Here is an 18,899-nt window from a genome sequence, read left to right as displayed (position 1 = left end):
TGATATTATTATTAAAAACGTATTAATTTAAGATGATTAAGCTGCGCCTTAAGCGCTTTGGAAAGAAAAAAGAGGCAAGTTTCAGAATTGTTGCATGCAATAGTACTTCCAGAAGAGATAGTAGACCTCTACAAGAACTAGGTTTTTATAACCCAAGAACTAAAGAAACCAGGCTTGATACGGAAGCTTTAAGAACAAGACTTAATCAGGGTGCTCAGCCTACTGATGTTGTGAGGACTCTATTAGAAAAAGGAGGTTTATTAGAAAAAATAGAAAGACCCTCTATCGCAATTGGCAAAGCAAAGTTAGAGAAGGAAAAATTAGCTAAGTCGAAAACTAAAGACGAGGAAAATGATAGTACTGAAGCTGAAAGCTAGTGCTTTGATAAATTTTTATTCTTATAAAAAAACTAGATGAAGGAAGTTTCCAAAACTGGTCACTTCACTATAGATTTGCCAAGTTCTGATGCTGCTACAGCATTATCTGGTCCAGGTAATTCTTTCTTAAAAAAGTTTGAGTCTTTAACAGGAGTTTCTTTAACTATAAGAGGCTTACAACTTGAGATGAATGGAGTTATTTCTAAAATTGAAAGAGCCTCAGCATTGGTAGAACTAACAAGACCAATTTGGGAACAAGGTTTAGAAGTCCCGGAGGTAGATCTTAAAGCGGCTTTAAGTTCTCTAAATATGGGAGAATCATCTTCACATGCTCAACTTGGGAAAAAGGTTCTTGCGCGTTCAAAAGAAGGAAGATATTTAAGGCCAAGAACCATAAGACAAAAAGAATATGTTGAATCAATTGAAAATTTTGATCTTACTTTCGCAATTGGTCCAGCAGGCACTGGTAAGACATTTTTGGCAACTGTTTGCGCGGCAAGACTTTTGAACGAGAAAAAAATTGAAAAAATTGTTTTAACCAGACCAGCCGTTGAGGCTGGTGAAAGTTTGGGATTCCTACCTGGAGATTTGCAGCAAAAAGTAGATCCATATTTAAGACCCCTATTTGATTCCTTACATAGCATTTTCGGGGTTGATAGAACAAATTCTTTAATCGAAAAAGGGATTATTGAAGTTGCACCTTTAGCCTTTATGAGAGGAAGAACCCTAGAAAACTCTATGATTATCCTAGATGAAGCACAAAATACAACTTGCTCTCAAATGAGGATGTTTTTGACAAGATTAGGAGAGAGATCAAGAATGGTAGTAAACGGAGATATTACACAAATTGATTTAAGAACAAATCAGGAAAGTGGTCTCATCGAAGCATCGAGAATTTTCTCTGAAACTCAAGGCATAAAGTTTTGTTATTTAACTGTTGAAGATGTAGTTCGTCATCCTTTAGTTCAAAAAATTATTGAGGCGTATCAATAATTTGATAACTCTGGTGATCCGTACCCTGAAATTTTAAAAATCAAGTAGAATAAAATCATATTTATATTATGAAAATGCCAGCAAGTAGTAATTTTAATCAAGCTATTCGTGAAGCACAAACAAGTTCAATCGTCGGACCTAATGTTGTTCAAAAAGCTTTACCTTACGTAGGTGGAGGAATGGTGCTAACTTCTTTAGGCGTTTTGGCAGGTATCTCGCTAATAGCAACAAATCCTGGACTTTTCCAGCCTCTCTCAATTGTTGCTTTAATAGCAGAATTGATATTGTTTTTTATAGCCACAAACGCTGCAAATAGTGCAAATAATGCAAAAGCCTTGCCTTTATTAACAGGATTTAGTTTGCTAACCGGTTTCACCTTAAGTGGAATAGTTGCTTTAGCTATAGGAACTATTGGTATTGGTTCAGTGGGAACGGCTGCTCTTGCTACAGGTATAACTTTCGTTATTGCTTCTTACACTGGCCAAAGAATGAGTGATAGTGTTGGCCAAGCACTAAGCGGGGTAGTTGGTCTTGGATTGATTGGACTGCTTATAGCAATGTTTGTCCAACTAATTGGAGGATTCTTTGCTCCAGGATTTTTTGGAGGTTCAGGGCTTGAATTGATAATTGCGGGATTTGGAACTGTCTTATTTGTTGCAATGTCTTTCGTCGATTTCTATACAATGCCAAGAAGATATAATGATGATCAATATCTTGCAGGAGCTTTGGGCATGTATTTAACTTATATAAATCTTTTTGTTTTTATATTAAGATTAATGATTGCACTTCAAGGAGGAGGGAGAAGGGATTAATCAAATTTCTTAAATAACTAACTTAAAGTGTAGATTATTTCTGCACTTTTTTATTGGGAGATATCAAGAATTTGTTTTTTTATAAATTCCTTTTGCTCTGAATCATATTTTACTGAATTATCAAAACTATTTCCCATATTATCTAAGTCTTTAAGGACTTGATTGACAGACTTCGTAACTGAATTAGTTTTTAGCAGTCTCAAAATAGCTTTACATCTTTCTGAAATATTTTCTGATGTTATCTCATATTCATTTTTATTATTTCTTCGATGAATAATGATTTGAGCAGAACTCATTATTAAATTTTTTACTACTATTTCTGTTACAGCATCCCCACTTTCGTTAAGTTTGTAAATTAGTGAAAACGGAAGTTTATCTAACAAAAAACAATCTTTATCTGACAAAGCGTACGCAAAAAAACCTCTGAGACCCTCTCTCGTTTTAATTAGCTCTGCAATTCTATCAGCTAAAACCTCTTCGCTTAGTAAATCTTCCCCCCACTCCTTACACCATTGTGCTGATATGTTTATTGCTTGCGCGAAAGAAGCTTCTAGAGAATTTATGGTTTTTTTTTCCATTTTTGATCAGAATTTTATTATTGATGCATTAAAAGTCTTTGACCAATTATAGATCTGGGTTTGTAACTTTACTAGGAAGACCAAATGTGGGTAAATCTACTTTAATTAATAAATTGATTGGAGAAAAAATAACAATAACTTCTCCAATAGCGCAAACTACTAGAAATAAATTAAAAGGAATACTTACTACAAGCAATGGGCAAATAATTTTTGTCGATACACCAGGTGTTCATAAACCTCATCATAGACTCGGAGAGATATTAGTAAAAAACGCAAAAGCTGCAATTAATGGAGTTGATATGGTGATTTTTGTAATTGATTCAAGTGAAGAACCTGGCAGAGGTGATGAATATATATTGAACTTTTTAACCGCCAATAAAACTGATTTTATTGTGGCGTTAAATAAGTGGGATTTGGTTAATAAAGAATTTAGGAATTTAAGATTAGATCAATATAGAAGATTTTTTGGAATTAAAAGAAATTTTCAAATTGTAAGTGCTTCTAAAGGAGAAGGATGCTCTGAACTAGTGGATAAGACACTTAATTTTCTTCCCGAGGGACCAAAACTTTATGGCGAAGAGACGATATGCGACCAACCATTAGATAATTTATTATCTGATTTAGTAAGAGAGCAGGTATTACTAAATACGAGAGAAGAAGTACCTCATAGTGTTGCAGTAAAGATAGAAAAGCTAGAGGAAATGAAAAGAAAAAATGGCAAAGGTTTTACAGCTATTTTGGCTACCATTATTGTTGAAAGAACAACTCAAAAAGGTATTCTCATTGGAAAGAAAGGTTCAATGTTAAAAATTATTGGTCAGTCAGCAAGATCAAATATGTCAAAATTGATTGATGGTCCAGTTCATTTGGAATTGTTTGTGAAAGTTGTTCCAAATTGGAGAAAAAAAGAATCAAGGTTAATTGAGTTTGGTTATGAGGAAGAGTTCTAGATGAGTTGTTTTAATTTTGATGTAATTACATTGTTTCCAAAAGCTTTTGAATTAATAAATAATTTAGGTGTTATAACAAGAGCTCTAGACAAGAAATTGATCGATGTAAATTTACATGATTTAAGAGAATACGGAGAAGGCTCTTACAGACAAGTAGACGATAAGCCTTATGGGGGAGGAGCAGGTATGGTATTAAAACCTGAGCCTATTTATAAGGCATATGAATCAATTAAACAATCACCTAAAAGTAAAACTTTGTTGATGACTCCACAGGGTAAAGTCTTAAAGCAAAAGGATTTTGCGAGATGGTCCACTTTCGATCAAATAATAATTATTTGTGGTCAATATGAAGGTTTTGATGAGAGGATTAGATGCTTAGCTGATGAAGAGATTTCGATAGGAGATTATGTACTTTCTGGTGGTGAAATTCCTGCTATTACAATTATTAATGGTGTCTCGAGGTTATTGCCAGGTACTCTTGGTGATCCAGATTCTTTAATTAATGAGAGTCATAACTCATCCCTTTTAGAGTATCCACAATACACTAGACCTCAAGTTTTTAGAAATATGAAAGTACCTGATGTCCTCACAAATGGTAATCATAAAGATATAAAACTTTGGAGAAAAGAACAGCAGTTAAAAAGAACTTATAAAAGAAGAGGAGATTTGATGCAAAGTGATTAAATAAAAAAATTTGATTTCGATTAACTTGATAGACAAAATAATATACTTTAGGAATAGTGAATTTTAACAATTCAATATACTATAGTTATAGTAATTTTTAAAAACTTGTTTTTATTGTCTGGAAGATTTTATAAATATTTGTCGATTTTATTTTTTTGCAGTGCCTTATTTCGTCTTGAAGTTGCAAAATCAGAAATAAATGATCCTTTTTTTATAAGCGAAAAACAAATCTCTACTTCTTATTTAGATTCCAAAAATGAATTGGAAGATTATATTATCGGGGCAGGTGATGGGCTTTTTATCGAATTCTATCCTGCTTTAGAATTAAGTGGTTTATTCACAGTTAATGAGGAAGGTGAAGTTTATCTTCCAAGACTTAACGAAGTAAATGTAAGTGGCTTAACTACATCAGAATTGGAAAAATTATTAGAGGAAAATTATGCAGAATTTCTTATTACACCAACTGTTAAAATTAAGATTGCAGTCTTTAAAGAAAGTAAAGTAATTGTTACTGGAGAGGTTAGATATCCTGGAAGTTATTTATTCCCCTCGTACATATCTGCATCTGCTCCTAACTTTTTGAATGCTGAAAAAGAATCTCAAAATATTGATATTGAATCCAAATATTCTGAGGATCTTAGAAAGTTTAAAAATTCAAATAGATTAAGAAAAAATTATTTTCAAAATGAAAATATACTTAATGATCAATATACCGTTGGAAAAGATTCTAGAAATACTAAGAATATTTCAGATGTTATTCGAAAAGCGGGAGGAATAACTTCATCAAGTGATTTGTCTAGAGTTAAAGTTATAAGAAGAATTCCCTTAGGAAAAGGAGGAGGGAAAAAGGTCGCTGTCTTAAATCTAAATGAATTTCTCAGCGATCATGCTTCAGACAATAATTTAAGAATCTTTGATGGGGACAGGATATTTATTCCATCTCTAAAAAATAAAAATGTAGAACAAGTTGCTAAATCAGTTGTTACTGGTTTGTCTCCACGTTTTGTAGAGGTAAATGTTTATGGAAGAGTTCAGAATCCAGGAACATTTAAACTTCCTTTGGAAGGGACATTATCTGATGCAATAGATATAACTGGACCAATAAAACCATTATCAGGGAAGGTTGTTTTGATTAGATATAAAAGTGATGGATCAATTCAAAAAGAAAAAATTTCTTACTCTGCTAAAGCACCAAGAGGTTCAAAAAGAAATCCTTTCATTAAAGAAGGTGACCTAATAACTGTAACTAATAGTGTTCTAGGGAAAACTAGTGGTGTAATACAAGAAATAACTGCTCCTCTTCAAGGAATATATTTCACAAAAGAACTAATAGATAATTTTTAGAATTGATTTATATTAACTAGAATCAAAAATAACTAGCTTTTTACTTTTAAGTGACCTTGGATTAAACAAAAAAGACAATCAAACTTTTAGAAAAACATGGATAAAGTTGAAAAATAGGAGAATAAATAGAAAATAAAAGAAGTTATTTGATGTTTGTCATTATTTAGTAGAATGAATTAGGTATATTTCGAACTTCTAATTGCCACTTACTATTACAAATAAGTTTCAAATTTAATATGATAATTCTTTGTTGGAAAACTGTCGCGAGGCAGTCGATATGAGCAAAACACTAAAGTTCCGCATCGGTAATGGATACGATATTCACAGACTTGTTAAAGGTAGAAATTTAATTATAGGTGGTATAAAACTAACACATCCAGAAGATTTAGGATTAGATGGACATAGTGATGCTGATGTTTTAAGCCACTCAATAATGGATGCTTTATTGGGAGCACTATCTCTTGGAGATATCGGTAAATATTTCCCCCCCACTGATGGGAAATGGAAAAATGCCGATAGTTTATTTTTGTTATCTAAAGTTATCGAATTAATCAGGGATGAAGGATGGGATGTTAATAACATTGATAGTGTTATTGTGGCTGAAAGACCAAAAATTAAACCTTATGTAGAATTAATGAAAAATAATATTTCTAAGATCTTACAAATTGATTTAGATATGATAGGGATTAAAGCAACTACTAATGAAAAATTGGGTCCAGAAGGTAGAGAAGAAGGAATAAGTTGTCATTCTGTAGTATTGCTTTATAAGAGATGAAATTTTTTATTGGCTTCAAACATAATTTATTGAGATTTTGTTTTTTGACAATCTTTTTTTTTATCTTAATTTTTCAAACAGATTTTCAAATTTTAAGAGCTCTCTCTATGAATAATTATCCAGGTGAAACAGTCATAGAAGAATTAAGGCTAAAAGTCCCTGCCGATGCAAAAATAGCATGGTTGAATGCCGAAAAAGAAATTTGGGAGCCATGGTTATCTTCTAAAGAGGGTTATTTGGGGAGACAATTATTCTGGGATAAAGAAAAAGAAGAGGCTTTAATATTGGTAAATTGGAAAAGTAAAAAATTATGGAAAAGTATACCAATGTCAGATGTAAATGTAATCCAAGAAAAGTTTGAAGACAATGTTAAAACTGCTTTAAATGTAAGTGAAAATCCTTTTGAATTAATTTATGAGGGAGAGTTAGATAAGCAAAGATGAATTTTGACATAAAGTTTGACTTCGAAAGGAGAGAAAGGCTAGGACTTATTGAGGCAATTTGGGGTCAAGACAAGAGTATCGATCAATTAAAGAGATTATCTGAAAATGTATTAAATAAAAATGAGGTTGTTTTTATTACTAGGATTAATAGTGAAAAAGCCAATTTTCTTTTGGATTTGTATAATCACGCAAGATTCTATGAAGAAGCACAATGCTTAATAATTGGTGATAACTTCAATAAATTAAATACAAATAAAAAAGTTGCCATAATTTCAGGAGGGACAAGTGATTTAGCAGTAACACGCGAAGCTCAATTAGCGCTAGAAATATATGGAGTGACTTGTCAATCTTTTATAGATGTCGGTGTTGCAGGACTTCATCGATTAATGAGTCAGTTAGAAGAAATTAATAAATATGATGTATTAATAGTTTGTGCTGGAATGGAAGGGGCTTTGGCAACAGTTGTGGGAGGATTGTTGGCGCAACCTATAATTGCAGTACCTGTCTCGGTCGGCTACGGTGTTAGCAAGGATGGAGAAACTGCTTTAAATAGTATGTTGTCAAGTTGCTCTCCAGGTATTACGGTTATGAATATAGATAATGGTTACGGAGCAGCAATGGCGGCTCTAAGAATTGTTAAAAGTATTTCCTAAATATTTACTTTTTTTCTATTTCTAAAAGGTTTTCTATCCATAAATTCAGTTGTTTTGAAAGCATTCCTTCTTCTCTCATTTTGATTGCCTTAATAACAACTTCTGTATTTACCCACTCTGGGAATCTCTTCGGCATTTATTTTTATATTCAGTAATTATAATTTGGTACAAATTTTTAAAAAAACAAGATCTAAGTAACAAATTTAATCTTTTAAATTTGATTTCGTACTCAATCTAGACAGCTCAGAAGAGGCATGTTCACTTTCTACATTTTTTAATCTTTCGATTAACTCAGAGAGGTCTTTGTGGGCTAACTCCCCATTTTGTTCCCATTTTAAGGAACTTGAGTTGCTATCAGGTTTTCCTTTCATCTTTCTGTATAAGTATTAAAAATATAAAACGAAAACATAAAAAATTAGGCTATTGTTTCAAGCTTAAACTTAAAATATTATGAAGATTTTTAATTTACAAAAAATTCTCCTTTATCCACCACCAACTATTGAAACGATTTCTAAATTATCCCCATCTTTGAGTTTTACTTTTTCCCAATTGATTGAATTAATAATTAAATTATTTAACTCGACAACTATTGTATTGGGTTTATATCCCATTAAATCAAGTACTTTAGATAGTAGAGCATTTTCTTGGTCAAGCTCTATTTTCTTTTCCTCTCCATTTACCTTAATTTTCATGAGACAACTCTTTTAAAATCATAATAGCTTCTTCTTTAGGATCTTCTGAATTCATCAACTGCGAAACTAAGGCAACTTTCTTAAACCCATTTTTTTTTAAATATGAAATATTATTCGATTTAATTCCTCCGATAGCAAACCAAGGAATATTTAAATTTTTTGTTAATGATTTGATCTTTTCAATACCTATAGGTTTTTTGTTTTTTTTTGTTGCAGTTTCAAATACTGGTCCTATGCCTATGTAATTACAACCGTCTTTCAGAGCATTTGAAATATCAATTTCATTATTTGCGCTTATACCAATAATTTTTGAGTATCCTAGTAATTTTCTTGCAGTTTTTAAGTCTAAATCATCTTGTCCAAGATGTATCCCGTCCGCATTAGAAGCTAAAGCTATATCAACCCTATCGTTAATGATGAACAACGAATTATATCTTTTACATAGATTTTTTATTTGAATTGCTTCTTGAAGATGATCTTTATCAGTTCCCTTTTTAAATCTATATTGAATAATTCTTACTCCCGCAATTAATATCTCTTCAATTATCTCTAATAAGTTCTCCTTTTGATCTGTTATGACATATAAGTCATTTTCTTTTAAAATTTCTTCTAAATTCTTACACTTGCTTGAACTTAATAAGTCGACCTCTAGAGTATAAATTTCATATCTAATTCCCGATGCGATTTTTGAAAGTTCATAATTATGTATCCTTGAGAATTCCTCTATGACTCTTAGTGCTTCTTGAACTCTTCCTGAATTAGAACTTATGATTTGCTCAGAGGTTTTTCTATTGTTTTGCTCTTGATGAGTTATTCCTTTGCATTTGTCCTCAGTATGATTCCTAGATTGTTTATAAACTTCTAAATGATTTTTACCTAAAATTTGTCTAAAATTTTTAATCCTTTCAACTTGTTTTTCATTGCCTAGGCCAAATCTAGCCCAATCCTCTAGTACTCTTAGACCTTCTCTAGCTCGATCTAGATTGGCGTCAATAATTTGATAAATTCTTAAATCTTCGGCGTTTGTAGTATTGGAATTCAGCATTTGCAATTTTTTAAAATTTTTAGAGTGTTATCTCTATCTTTTTTTATTTGATTAGAAAGTTGATCTGTATTCTTGAACTGTATTTGAGATCTAAGCTTTTCAACAGGTTCTACAGATAGATTTAAACCATATAGATCGATTTCTTTATTTATTAAATGGACTTCAACTGCAGATGGCGATAAAGGATTTATTGTTGGTTGAGAGCCAAGATTCATAACAGATTCAAATTTTTGGTTGGAATTTTCTAAAGTTGTCCAAGCTGCGTAGACTCCTTCTCCAGGTAGGAATTTTCTGCCATCTATTTCAAGATTGGCGGTGGGCCATCCTATACTTTCCCCAATGCCTTTACCTTTAACAACCTTCCCATTAAAACTGTAAGGTCTTTTAAGAATTTTGGAAGCTTTTTTCAGATCACTTTTTTCTAATAAATCTCTTATTCTACTGCTGCTTAGTCTACCCTCTTTGTCTTCTAGAATTGGAGTAATTTTTAATTTTATATCAGTATCTTTAATCATCTTTTTTATAGTGTTTATGTCTCCACTTCTTTTAAAACCAAATTTAAAATTAGCGCCTACAGAAATGTTTTTGGCTTGTAATTGATTAATTAAAATATCTCTTACAAATCCTTCTGCACTTAATTTAGATAGTTCCTCATCAAAAGGAATAAGAACTAATTGTTCAATCCCGAGATCTTCAAGAATGGGTAATTTTTCATCAGGGAGATCGAGTCTAAGACGCGTCTCTTTGTATAACACTTCTCTGGGATGAGGCCAGAAGCTTGCAATTGTTGGGGTATATTGATTTTCTTCCACGACACTTTTTATTAATTTTCTGTGGCCAGCATGTAGTCCATCAAAACTCCCAATAGCTATTGATGTGGGATTTTTAACTTCAGATGGCGATATTAAAGAGATCAAAAGATTACGTGCAATTTTATGATTTTGATGGCAAATTTAAATAGATTATAGTTTATTCAATCAAATGAATGTCTGACAAAATTGATTTTCAGTCCCTTTCATTTGGAATGAGGCGCATTGGATGGATACGCTTTTGGGTTCAATCCATTTTAGGTGCTGTAGTTGCAGCTGTTTTACTTTTTTCAAATGTTGTAAATAATAGCGAAGGACAGCTTGGCTTGGCGCCTGGATTATCACTTACAACAATATCCTTGATTTTACTACTTTTTAGCCTTTGGCAAGGTTGGTTACTAGTCAGAACAGGAAGAGCAATTGCAAGCAACGCAAGACCCTCAAGAGGACAAACCAGTAAATTAATAAAAAGAGGTCTAATAGTTGATTTATTTGGAATTTTATTCGGATTAATTGGATATCAAGCTCTCATGGGTGCCCTATTTATACAAGCATCCTCTCAAACAACTGGACAATTGATAACAGCGACATCTGACATCCCAATTACTGGACTTGAAATATTATCAGTTCTCAGTAACACACAAGTTATTGCTGCTCATTTTTTTGGACTTTGTTTTTCTTTATGGCTTTTAAGAAGGATTTACAAATGAATTATTAATTTTAGGTAAGTCTTCTATATTACCCCTCCAAAATAAATCTGGCTCTACAGGTGTAAGCGATATTTTATTGTCTTGTATTTGAGATACGTCACTGGGCCAGTTTCTTGGCCCATAACCTTTTGATTGTAAATCTAAAACTACCTCACCTGCTAACCAATAATAATCGTCACCCCTTGGGTCTTCCCTTTTGGAAAATTGATTTTTATATTTTCTTACCGATAGTCTTGTCCAGGATAATTCTTTTATTTTGCTTTTCTCGCAAGGCGGTATATTCAAGTTTAATAGGAGTGAAGCTGGCCAACTATCAATAATTGCTTGTTCAGCAATATTCATTGCAATTTCTCCAGCAAATTCAAAATTTTTCCATTTAAAACTGGCAACACTTATTGCCATGGATGGAACATTTTCTAAAGTACCTTCCATGGCTGCTGCGACTGTGCCTGAACAAAAAATATCAGTCCCTAAATTGGGTCCGTGATTTATGCCTGATAAAACTAGATCAGGTTTATCATCCAAGAGTTCAGATAGTGCTAATTTGACGCAATCAGCAGGAGTGCCAGAACATCCCCAAGCTTCAATTCCTTCCCCAAATAATTCGTCCGCTTTCTCAACTCTTAAGGGAGATTGCAAAGTGAGACCATGACCAGTAGCTGATCTCTCTTGATCGGGACATACGACTTTTACTTTGTGACCTCTCTTTTGGGCTGATTTTGCTAAAGCTCTTATACCTGCTGCAAAAACGCCATCATCATTGCTAATTAAAATATTTAACGGTTTCATTAATCAATACATTTTATTTATGGACGATATTAAGTAAGATAAAGCAATACTTATTTTTACTATATCAGTGAGTGAAATTGAATCATTAGGTCAAATTGAGGAAAAACTAAATAATCTTTCTCTAAAAGCAAAAAATAATATAGATAATTCTAATACTCATGAAGAACTGGATCAATTGAGAGTTTCTTTACTAGGAAAAAAAGGTGATTTGTCAATTATCTTGAAAACAATGGGTCAATTATCTGCTACTGATAGACCGATTATTGGCAAGATGGCAAATTTAATAAAGATAAATTTGCAAGAATTAATTACTGAAAGAAAAAATAAACTAAACAGTCAAAGATTAGATGAAAAGATTAAGAAAGAAAAAATTGATGTAACTATTCCTCCAATTGGAACCCCCCCTGGAAATAAACATCCTTTGATTTCAACTCAAGATGAAATAATAGATATTTTTTGTGGTTTAGGATACTCAGTTGAAAGTGGCCCTGAAATAGAAACAGATTTTTATAATTTTGAGTCTCTCAATATACCCAAAAATCATCCTGCAAGAGATATGCAGGATACTTTCTACTTAGATGAAAATCGACTTTTAAGGACACATACTTCTCCCGTACAGATAAGATTTTTGGAGAAAAATCCACCTCCAGTAAGAATCATTGCCCCCGGGAGAGTATATAGGAGAGATGCAGTAGATGCTACCCATTCGCCTGTATTTAATCAGGTTGAGGTTTTATGTATCGATAAAGATATTAACTTTAGTCATTTACGAGGAACAGTTCTTACATTTTTAAAGACCTTTTTTGGAGATATTCCTGTAAGATTTAGAGCTAGTTATTTCCCATTTACTGAACCTTCTGCGGAGGTAGATGTTCAATGGAAAGGTAAATGGTTAGAAGTAATGGGATGCGGAATGGTAGATCCTAAGGTCTTAGAAAAATTAGGAATAGATTCTGAGAAATGGACTGGATTCGCAGCTGGCTTGGGAGTTGAAAGATTTTGTATGGTAAGACATCAGATTGACGACATCAGAAAATTTTATACAAATGATCTTAGATTCTTAGAACAGTTCTAATAAAATCGAAATTTTAAATTAGGATTGTCTAGCAAATTAGTTTAAGATAGTAGTAGTTTTATTTGTTTGATTGGTACTTAAAGCTGGGCTGATAGTAAATGATGGGAAAGAACTTGCTGTTCAAACTGCAAGTTCTGTGCAGAAAAAATTGGAAAAATCTAATTATGAAGTTGTGAGAGTTAGTAGCTCTGGTGGAATGGTTGGATTTGCTAATCCCGATCAACATGTTCGTCCTTTGGGATATAAGAATTGTGTTCCTGAGGGGTTTGACGCGTCCATGGAATTTGCTGTTGTTCTTGGTGGAGATGGAACAGTTCTTTCTGCAGCAAGGCAAACAGCACCTGCAAAAATTCCAATCCTTACAATAAATACTGGTCATTTAGGTTTTCTTGCGGAAGCTTATTTATCTAATATTGATGAAGCAATAGATAAAATTATTTCTGGAAATTGGGATATTGAAGAAAGAACATGCTTGATTATTAGTGTAATGAGGAATGATCAGAGGAGATGGGAGTCTCTCTGCCTTAATGAGATGGCTCTTCATAGAGAACCTCTAACAAGCATGTGTCATTTTGAGATTTCTATAGGGCGACATGCTCCTGTAGATATTTCAGCTGATGGAGTAATTTTATCTACTCCAACTGGATCTACTGCCTATTCTCTTAGCGCTGGAGGGCCAGTTATTACCCCCGATTGCCCAGTAGTTCAATTAACTCCAATTGCTCCACATTCATTGGCGTCTCGGGCATTAGTTTTTAATGATTCAGAGCCAGTAACTGTTTTCCCTGCAACTCCTGAGAGGTTGGTAATGGTTGTTGATGGAAATGCTGGTTGTTATGTTTGGCCTGAAGATAGAGTTTTAATAAGAAAAAGCAAACATTCAGTAAAGTTTATTCGACTTGAAGATCATGAATTTTTCCAAGTTTTAAGAAATAAACTAGGTTGGGGGTTGCCCCATGTGGCTAAACCAAACAAATAACAATTATTTGAATTTATTTTTTCCCTTTTAAAAGAAAAACAGGATTATTTGGTTCTAATCTTATTCCTTCAGCGATACTTAAGCTTTTATAGGTCTGAATTAAATTTAAATTTGTTATGAATTTTTTATCTTCTAATTCTTCTTTCAAGTCTTTAATAGTTTGAATATCAATTATTGGGATAACTATAATATCTCCAATGCTCATCCACTGAGCCAAGGAATTAATAATTTGAAGTTTAGTCTTTTTACTACATCCCCCAATTACTAATCTATTAGGTTTTTCAAAAGAACTTAAATTTTTTGTCTTCAAGATATTATTTATGTCTTCTTCACAAATAAATTTAGGTTTAACTCCAAGCCTTTTTGAGTTTTCAACTATTAATTCTTTTGAGCCAATCCTTTTATCGATACAAAACAAATCTAAATTAGGACTCAACTTTAATGCCTCTAAGCCAATTGATCCACAACCTGCTCCTATATCCCATATGACACCATTTTTAGGGAGCTCTAGATCAGCTAAGATTTGAATGCGAACCTCTCTTTTAGTAAATAAATTTGGTCTATCATCAAAAGTTTTAAAAATATGGTCGCTAATTCCGAAAGGAGGGAGATTATTAATTGAGTTATTTCCCTTTGTTTTTGTAAGAATAACAATGTTCAAACTTGATATGTCAGAGGGCAATGATTCGTTAAGATTTAATTTTCTTATATTTTCTTTGTCGAATCCTATTTCTTCACAGAGCCAAAAATCATAGAAGTCAATAAGATTTAATTCTGATAAGTTCCTTTTGATTATTTCTAAACTTTTATTATTTGAATCTGTAATAATAGACAAACTTGAAGGCCTTGCTTTAAGAGCCTCGACTAACTTATTAGAATCTCTGCCGTGAATACTTACATTAACAGTATCTTGCCACGGAATCTTTAACTTACTAAATGCTAATTGAATGCAAGTATTTGAAGGGTAGAAACTTAATTCATCTTTTGAAAAATTTTCTAGTAATATTCTCCCAATTCCAAACCAAAGGGGATCTCCTCTAGAAATTAAAATAACATCAGTTTTTTGAGATTTAAGCAAGTTAACAAGTTCGTTATTACTTTTGCTCGAAATAAATAATTTCTTTTTTAATAAACCATTTTCGCTCCATGATTTAATTTCTTCAAAATATGAATTTGGAGCTATTATAATTTCTGTTTCTAAAAATAGATTTTGTAATTTGAAAGATAGATGCTCAAATTTATAAGAATTAATCCCAATTACATGAATTTTTCTATTAACTTCAGTCATCAATATTTAATGAAATGGAACTAAATTGTTTGAATGTTTTATTAAGTTATCTTATTATTATTCGAGCTATCATGGTAAGTTAATTGTCTGAAAGGAGAAAGAGATTACATGATTTATTGTTAACTCTAATTAATAAAGATAGTGAATTTGAGTTTATTGAAGAAGATTCTAGCGATTTAACATCTAGCTATTCTGAAAAAGATACTTTGAATTTATCTCGAGTTATAGAAAAAAATCGTAAAATAATCAAAAGATATCAAGCTATTGTAAGAACAGCTGTAACTCTTGATGCCCTGATGGATTCTGAAAATGAAGAAAATTACAAAATCAAATAAAAATATTTTTTTAAAAGGAATATTACCTTTACTTTTACTAATCTCCTTTATTTTTAACCCATTAAAAGTATCTGCAGAAGTTGCAGAAACAGAAATAAATGGTGAATTAATTAATGCTAGCAGTGAGTTCTTAAGGGACTTGGACTTTGAAACTTGGCAATTAGTAGCTTATAAATCAACTCTTTTTGAAGATAAATTGATCTTAAGAGTAATAGGATATCCAGGAAATCTCAGAATTGATCATCCTACTGACTTGAAGGTTGAATCAGGTAGAAAACAGTGGCTTTTAGATGATAAAACATCACTTAATGTGGAATTGGCAAATGATGGGAGACAAGCTGCAGCAGAATTCGATCTTGATGAATTGATTAAAAATTTAGATAAAAATAGACCATTAAGATTATCTTTGTCAGGAGTTTTTTCTGAGTTACCTGTTCCGCCTTTCGTTGTTAAAGAGTGGAGATCAATAAACTGAATTTGATTTTTGGAGATGTCTGAAATAAATGTAAGCCATACAAAATGGATGAAGAGAGCAATTTTTTTGGCTTCCTTAGGCAAAAATACAACGAGTCCTAACCCTAGGGTGGGAGCTGTGATACTTGACAAGAATGGAAGCCTTATTTCAGAAGGATTTCATTTCAAGGCAGGGATGCCTCATGCAGAAGCAATGGCTTTTAATAATTTAAAAAAGGATGCTAAAGGTGGAACAATGTATGTGAATCTTGAACCTTGTTGCCATCAAGGTAAAACACCTCCATGTGTAGATAAGGTGATATCTTCTGGGTTAAAAAAGGTATATATATCTATTGAAGACCCTGATAAAAGAGTTTCTGGTAAAGGTATTAAGCTTCTAAAAGAAGCTGGAATACAAGTTCACTTAGGATTATGTAAAAAAGAATCCTTAGATCTAAATAAAGCTTTCATTCATAGGAATATTACTAAAAAGGCATTTGGTGTTCTTAAATGGGCAATGAGTATAGATGGAAGAATAGCTTTAAAAAATGGAAAAAGTAAATGGATTACTAATGATGAATCAAGATCATTAGTTCATTCTTTTAGAGCAGAATTTGATGCAATAATCATTGGGGGAAACACATTAAGAAGAGACAACCCACTTTTGACTACTAGAGGTTCCAAAAGTCCCGAGCCTTTGCGAGTTGTTTTCACAAAAAGTTTAGACCTCCCTTTAAAATCTAATCTTTGGGATTGTAGTAAGGCAAAAACACTAGTTATTTATGATTCTTCTACAGCAAATGAAAGCTACCTCTCAAGAATTCCAAAATGTGTAGAGGTTGAAAAGGTATTATCAGATAATCCAGAGTTAATTTCAAAAATACTTGCAAAAAGAGGATGTAATAAAGTTCTTTGGGAATGTGGCCCGGGATTGGCTACTGCCGCTATTCAATCTAATTGTATTCAGGAACTTATTACTTTTATTGCCCCAAAAATTTTAGGTGGAGAAAATAGTATGAATCCTCTAAGTGATTTTGAATTTAAAGAAATGCACGAAATTATTAAATTAAGTGCTTCTCAGTTTAGTTTGATTGGAAATGATATATGTGTTAAAAGTTCATTTAAAAATTAATTTTTGTACTAATTTATATGAGTCAAAGTACCGTACGGTTCTTACCCAAAAAAAATAATACAGATACGGAAACTCTTCGTTTAGTTTATAATAAGTTCAAACCTGACCATAACTATGCCAATAAGACAAGACGATAATCAACCTAATAGAAGATTTGGAATAGTAAATATCATTTTGATAGGAGTTGGAGCATTACTATTATTTAGCAGCCTTTTCCCTAATCAAAATATGCAAATCCCTAGGGTTCCTTATTCATTATTTATAGATCAGGTTAATGATGGAGAAGTTAAGCGTGCATATATCACTCAAGAACAGATTAGATATGAGTTAAATGGAGCTGAAGAAGGCGCACCTTCTGTTTTAGCAACAACCCCAATTTTTGATATGGACCTTCCACAAAGGTTAGAAAGTAAAGGGGTTGAATTCGCTGCCGCTCCCCCTAAAAAACCTAATTTTTTCTCAACTATATTGAGTTGGGTTGTTCCTCCTTTAATCTTTATACTTGTTTTACAGTTCTTCGCTAGAAGAAGTATGGGTGGAGGAGGTGCCCAGGGTGCGCTTAGTTTTACTAAAAGTAAAGCAAAAGTTTACGTTCCCGATGATGAATCAAAAGTAACATTTGCTGATGTAGCTGGAGTTGATGAAGCTAAGGATGAATTAACGGAAATAGTTGATTTTTTAAAAAAACCTGAGAGATACACAGATATCGGTGCGCGAATCCCTAAAGGAGTTCTTCTTGTAGGCCCTCCTGGGACGGGAAAAACTCTTCTTTCAAAGGCAGTTGCTGGCGAAGCAGAAGTTCCTTTTTTTATTATTTCTGGTTCTGAATTTGTTGAACTTTTTGTAGGTGCAGGTGCAGCTAGAGTTAGAGATCTATTTGAGCAGGCCAAGAAAAAAGCTCCATGTATTATTTTTATTGATGAATTAGATGCTATTGGTAAAAGTCGTTCTGGATCTATGGGTGTCGTTGGCGGCAACGATGAAAGAGAACAAACATTAAATCAGCTTCTTACCGAAATGGATGGCTTTGCTTCCGCAGATAAGCCAGTTATAGTACTTGCCGCTACTAACCAACCAGAAGTCCTAGACGCAGCGTTATTAAGGCCTGGAAGATTTGATAGGCAAGTATTAGTTGATAGACCTGATTTGTCTGGTAGAAAAACTATTTTGGAGATATATACCAAAAAAGTTAAACTTGCTGATTCAATTGACTTGGACTCTATTGCCCAAGCTACTAGCGGGTTTGCTGGGGCCGATTTGGCTAACATGGTAAATGAGGCGGCTTTGTTGGCTGCTAGAGCTAAAAGAAAAAGTGTTGAACAACAAGATTTAAGCGAGGCTATAGAAAGGGTTGTAGCTGGTCTAGAGAAGAAAAGTAGAGTTCTTCAAGATGATGAGAAGAAAGTAGTTGCTTATCATGAAGTAGGGCACGCTATTGTTGGCCATCTAATGCCGGGAGGATCTAAAGTAGCAAAAATTTCAATTGTCCCAAGAGGGATGAGTGCATTGGGTTATACTCTTCAATTGCCAACAGAAGAAAGATTTTTGAATTCTAAAGAGGAATTAAAAGGACAAATAGCTACACTCCTTGGAGGAAGATCAGCGGAAGAGGTGGTTTTTGGAAAAATTACTACCGGAGCCTCAAATGACTTGCAAAGAGCAACTGATATAGCAGAACAAATGGTCGGTACATTTGGAATGAGTGATATTCTTGGTCCCCTCGCCTATGACAAACAAGGTGGAGGTCAGTTCTTAGGAAATGGAAACAATCCAAGAAGATCTGTTAGTGATGCTACTGCTCAAGCAATAGACAAAGAGGTTAGAGATTTAGTCGATGATGCACACGAAACAGCACTTAATATTTTGAGGAATAATTTACCTCTTCTTGAATCTATTTCTCAAAAAATTCTCCAAGAAGAAGTTATTGAAGGTGAGGATCTTAAAACCCTCTTAGCAGAGAGTAAAATGCCTGCATAGTAGAAT

Annotated in this window: 23 protein-coding genes and 1 pseudogene; 16 read left to right on the top strand and 8 right to left on the bottom strand. The window is 32.9% G+C overall.

Going from position 1 to position 18,899, the window contains the following annotated elements; translation table 11 throughout:
* Positions 1-32: 32 nt before the first annotated feature.
* The 3 genes from rpsP (at position 33) to EW14_RS07390 (ending at position 2,182) form a co-directional block, all read left to right on the top strand.
* Entirely contained in the window at positions 33-377 is a 345-nt protein-coding gene (gene rpsP, locus EW14_RS07400; protein ID WP_042850837.1) for a 30S ribosomal protein S16, read from the top strand.
* 36 nt (positions 378-413) lie between these two features.
* The gene (locus tag EW14_RS07395; RefSeq protein ID WP_042850836.1) at positions 414-1,370 is read left to right on the top strand and encodes a PhoH family protein; all 957 of its coding nucleotides are present in this window, start codon (positions 414-416) and stop codon (positions 1,368-1,370) included.
* Between the two features lie 74 nt (positions 1,371-1,444).
* Complete coding sequence (locus tag EW14_RS07390) at positions 1,445-2,182, top strand: Bax inhibitor-1 family protein (protein ID WP_042851362.1); 738 nt, start codon at positions 1,445-1,447, stop codon at positions 2,180-2,182.
* A gap of 50 nt (positions 2,183-2,232) precedes the next feature.
* Here EW14_RS07390 and EW14_RS07385 read toward each other — a convergent pair whose 3' ends face one another.
* Positions 2,233-2,760, bottom strand: coding sequence for a hypothetical protein (locus EW14_RS07385; protein ID WP_042850835.1), 528 nt, complete (start codon positions 2,758-2,760; stop codon positions 2,233-2,235).
* Positions 2,761-2,798: 38 nt separating this feature from the next.
* Between EW14_RS07385 and era the strand changes: the two genes are divergently transcribed.
* The 6 genes and pseudogenes from era to larB all read left to right on the top strand — a co-directional run bounded on the left by era (position 2,799) and on the right by larB (position 7,609).
* Positions 2,799-3,710, top strand: coding sequence for a GTPase Era (era, locus tag EW14_RS07380; RefSeq protein ID WP_042850834.1), 912 nt, complete (start codon positions 2,799-2,801; stop codon positions 3,708-3,710).
* Positions 3,711-4,391 (top strand): annotated as a pseudogene (trmD, locus tag EW14_RS07375) (tRNA (guanosine(37)-N1)-methyltransferase TrmD); the annotation flags it as partial.
* A 141-nt stretch (positions 4,392-4,532) separates the two neighbouring features.
* The gene (locus EW14_RS07370; protein WP_225866632.1) at positions 4,533-5,738 is read left to right on the top strand and encodes a polysaccharide biosynthesis/export family protein; all 1,206 of its coding nucleotides are present in this window, start codon (positions 4,533-4,535) and stop codon (positions 5,736-5,738) included.
* A 277-nt stretch (positions 5,739-6,015) separates the two neighbouring features.
* A complete protein-coding gene (gene ispF, locus EW14_RS07365) occupies positions 6,016-6,513 on the top strand; it encodes a 2-C-methyl-D-erythritol 2,4-cyclodiphosphate synthase (protein ID WP_042850831.1) in 498 nt (165 codons plus the stop codon).
* A gap of 107 nt (positions 6,514-6,620) precedes the next feature.
* On the top strand, positions 6,621-6,956 hold the full coding sequence (locus tag EW14_RS07360; RefSeq protein WP_225866631.1) for a TIGR03792 family protein: 336 nt from the start codon (positions 6,621-6,623) through the stop codon (positions 6,954-6,956).
* Entirely contained in the window at positions 6,953-7,609 is a 657-nt protein-coding gene (gene larB / locus EW14_RS07355; protein WP_042850829.1) for a nickel pincer cofactor biosynthesis protein LarB, read from the top strand. Before EW14_RS07360 ends, larB begins: the two co-directional genes overlap by 4 nt.
* A 4-nt stretch (positions 7,610-7,613) precedes the next feature.
* On the opposite strand, the gene EW14_RS10640 is transcribed toward larB, so the two are convergent.
* The 5 genes from EW14_RS10640 to EW14_RS07340 form a co-directional block, all read right to left on the bottom strand.
* Positions 7,614-7,745 (bottom strand): hypothetical protein, encoded by a 132-nt coding sequence (locus EW14_RS10640; protein WP_011376917.1) that lies wholly within the window; start codon positions 7,743-7,745, stop codon positions 7,614-7,616.
* A 67-nt stretch (positions 7,746-7,812) separates the two neighbouring features.
* Positions 7,813-7,980, bottom strand: coding sequence for a hypothetical protein (locus EW14_RS10415; RefSeq protein ID WP_197049571.1), 168 nt, complete (start codon positions 7,978-7,980; stop codon positions 7,813-7,815).
* A 111-nt stretch (positions 7,981-8,091) separates the two neighbouring features.
* Entirely contained in the window at positions 8,092-8,301 is a 210-nt protein-coding gene (gene thiS / locus EW14_RS07350; protein WP_042850828.1) for a sulfur carrier protein ThiS, read from the bottom strand.
* Positions 8,291-9,346, bottom strand: a complete 1,056-nt coding sequence (locus EW14_RS07345; protein ID WP_042850826.1) for a thiamine phosphate synthase — start codon at positions 9,344-9,346, stop codon at positions 8,291-8,293. The genes thiS and EW14_RS07345 overlap by 11 nt, the downstream gene beginning before the upstream one ends.
* Positions 9,340-10,263 carry a bifunctional riboflavin kinase/FAD synthetase gene (locus EW14_RS07340; protein ID WP_042850825.1) on the bottom strand — a complete coding sequence of 308 codons (924 nt, stop codon included), beginning with the start codon at positions 10,261-10,263 and terminating at the stop codon, positions 9,340-9,342. Before EW14_RS07340 ends, EW14_RS07345 begins: the two co-directional genes overlap by 7 nt.
* 68 nt (positions 10,264-10,331) lie before the next feature.
* Between EW14_RS07340 and EW14_RS07335 the strand changes: the two genes are divergently transcribed.
* The gene (locus EW14_RS07335; RefSeq protein WP_042850824.1) at positions 10,332-10,865 is read left to right on the top strand and encodes a DUF3611 family protein; all 534 of its coding nucleotides are present in this window, start codon (positions 10,332-10,334) and stop codon (positions 10,863-10,865) included.
* Here EW14_RS07335 and surE read toward each other — a convergent pair.
* A complete protein-coding gene (surE, locus tag EW14_RS07330) occupies positions 10,845-11,654 on the bottom strand; it encodes a 5'/3'-nucleotidase SurE (protein WP_042850823.1) in 810 nt (269 codons plus the stop codon). The genes EW14_RS07335 and surE overlap by 21 nt on opposite strands.
* A 67-nt stretch (positions 11,655-11,721) precedes the next feature.
* Here surE and pheS point away from each other — a divergent pair, with 67 nt between their 5' ends.
* Both pheS and EW14_RS07320 read left to right on the top strand, forming a co-directional pair.
* Positions 11,722-12,729, top strand: a complete 1,008-nt coding sequence (gene pheS / locus EW14_RS07325; RefSeq protein ID WP_042850822.1) for a phenylalanine--tRNA ligase subunit alpha — start codon at positions 11,722-11,724, stop codon at positions 12,727-12,729.
* A 70-nt stretch (positions 12,730-12,799) separates the two neighbouring features.
* Positions 12,800-13,708, top strand: a complete 909-nt coding sequence (locus EW14_RS07320; RefSeq protein WP_042850821.1) for an NAD(+) kinase — start codon at positions 12,800-12,802, stop codon at positions 13,706-13,708.
* A gap of 13 nt (positions 13,709-13,721) precedes the next feature.
* On the opposite strand, the gene EW14_RS07315 is transcribed toward EW14_RS07320, so the two are convergent.
* Positions 13,722-14,996 carry a bifunctional cobalt-precorrin-7 (C(5))-methyltransferase/cobalt-precorrin-6B (C(15))-methyltransferase gene (locus tag EW14_RS07315; protein ID WP_042850820.1) on the bottom strand — a complete coding sequence of 425 codons (1,275 nt, stop codon included), beginning with the start codon at positions 14,994-14,996 and terminating at the stop codon, positions 13,722-13,724.
* Positions 14,997-15,079: 83 nt separating this feature from the next.
* On the opposite strand from EW14_RS07315, the gene EW14_RS07310 reads away from it, so the two are divergent.
* From EW14_RS07310 to ftsH, 4 genes are all read left to right on the top strand, one after another.
* On the top strand, positions 15,080-15,331 hold the full coding sequence (locus tag EW14_RS07310) for a hypothetical protein (protein WP_011863384.1): 252 nt from the start codon (positions 15,080-15,082) through the stop codon (positions 15,329-15,331).
* The gene (locus EW14_RS07305; RefSeq protein WP_042850819.1) at positions 15,306-15,806 is read left to right on the top strand and encodes a DUF3122 domain-containing protein; all 501 of its coding nucleotides are present in this window, start codon (positions 15,306-15,308) and stop codon (positions 15,804-15,806) included. The genes EW14_RS07310 and EW14_RS07305 overlap by 26 nt, the downstream gene beginning before the upstream one ends.
* Positions 15,807-15,821: 15 nt before the next feature.
* Positions 15,822-16,916 carry a bifunctional diaminohydroxyphosphoribosylaminopyrimidine deaminase/5-amino-6-(5-phosphoribosylamino)uracil reductase RibD gene (ribD, locus tag EW14_RS07300; protein WP_042850818.1) on the top strand — a complete coding sequence of 365 codons (1,095 nt, stop codon included), beginning with the start codon at positions 15,822-15,824 and terminating at the stop codon, positions 16,914-16,916.
* 114 nt (positions 16,917-17,030) lie between these two features.
* Positions 17,031-18,893, top strand: a complete 1,863-nt coding sequence (gene ftsH, locus EW14_RS07295; RefSeq protein WP_025900755.1) for an ATP-dependent zinc metalloprotease FtsH — start codon at positions 17,031-17,033, stop codon at positions 18,891-18,893.
* The last annotated feature ends 6 nt before the right edge of the window (positions 18,894-18,899 follow it).

This window comes from Prochlorococcus sp. MIT 0604, assembly GCF_000757845.1.
Classification (GTDB): domain Bacteria; phylum Cyanobacteriota; class Cyanobacteriia; order PCC-6307; family Cyanobiaceae; genus Prochlorococcus_A.
The sequence above is the reverse complement of the archived record's forward strand: the minus strand, read 5'-3'. Positions and strand labels throughout refer to the sequence as shown.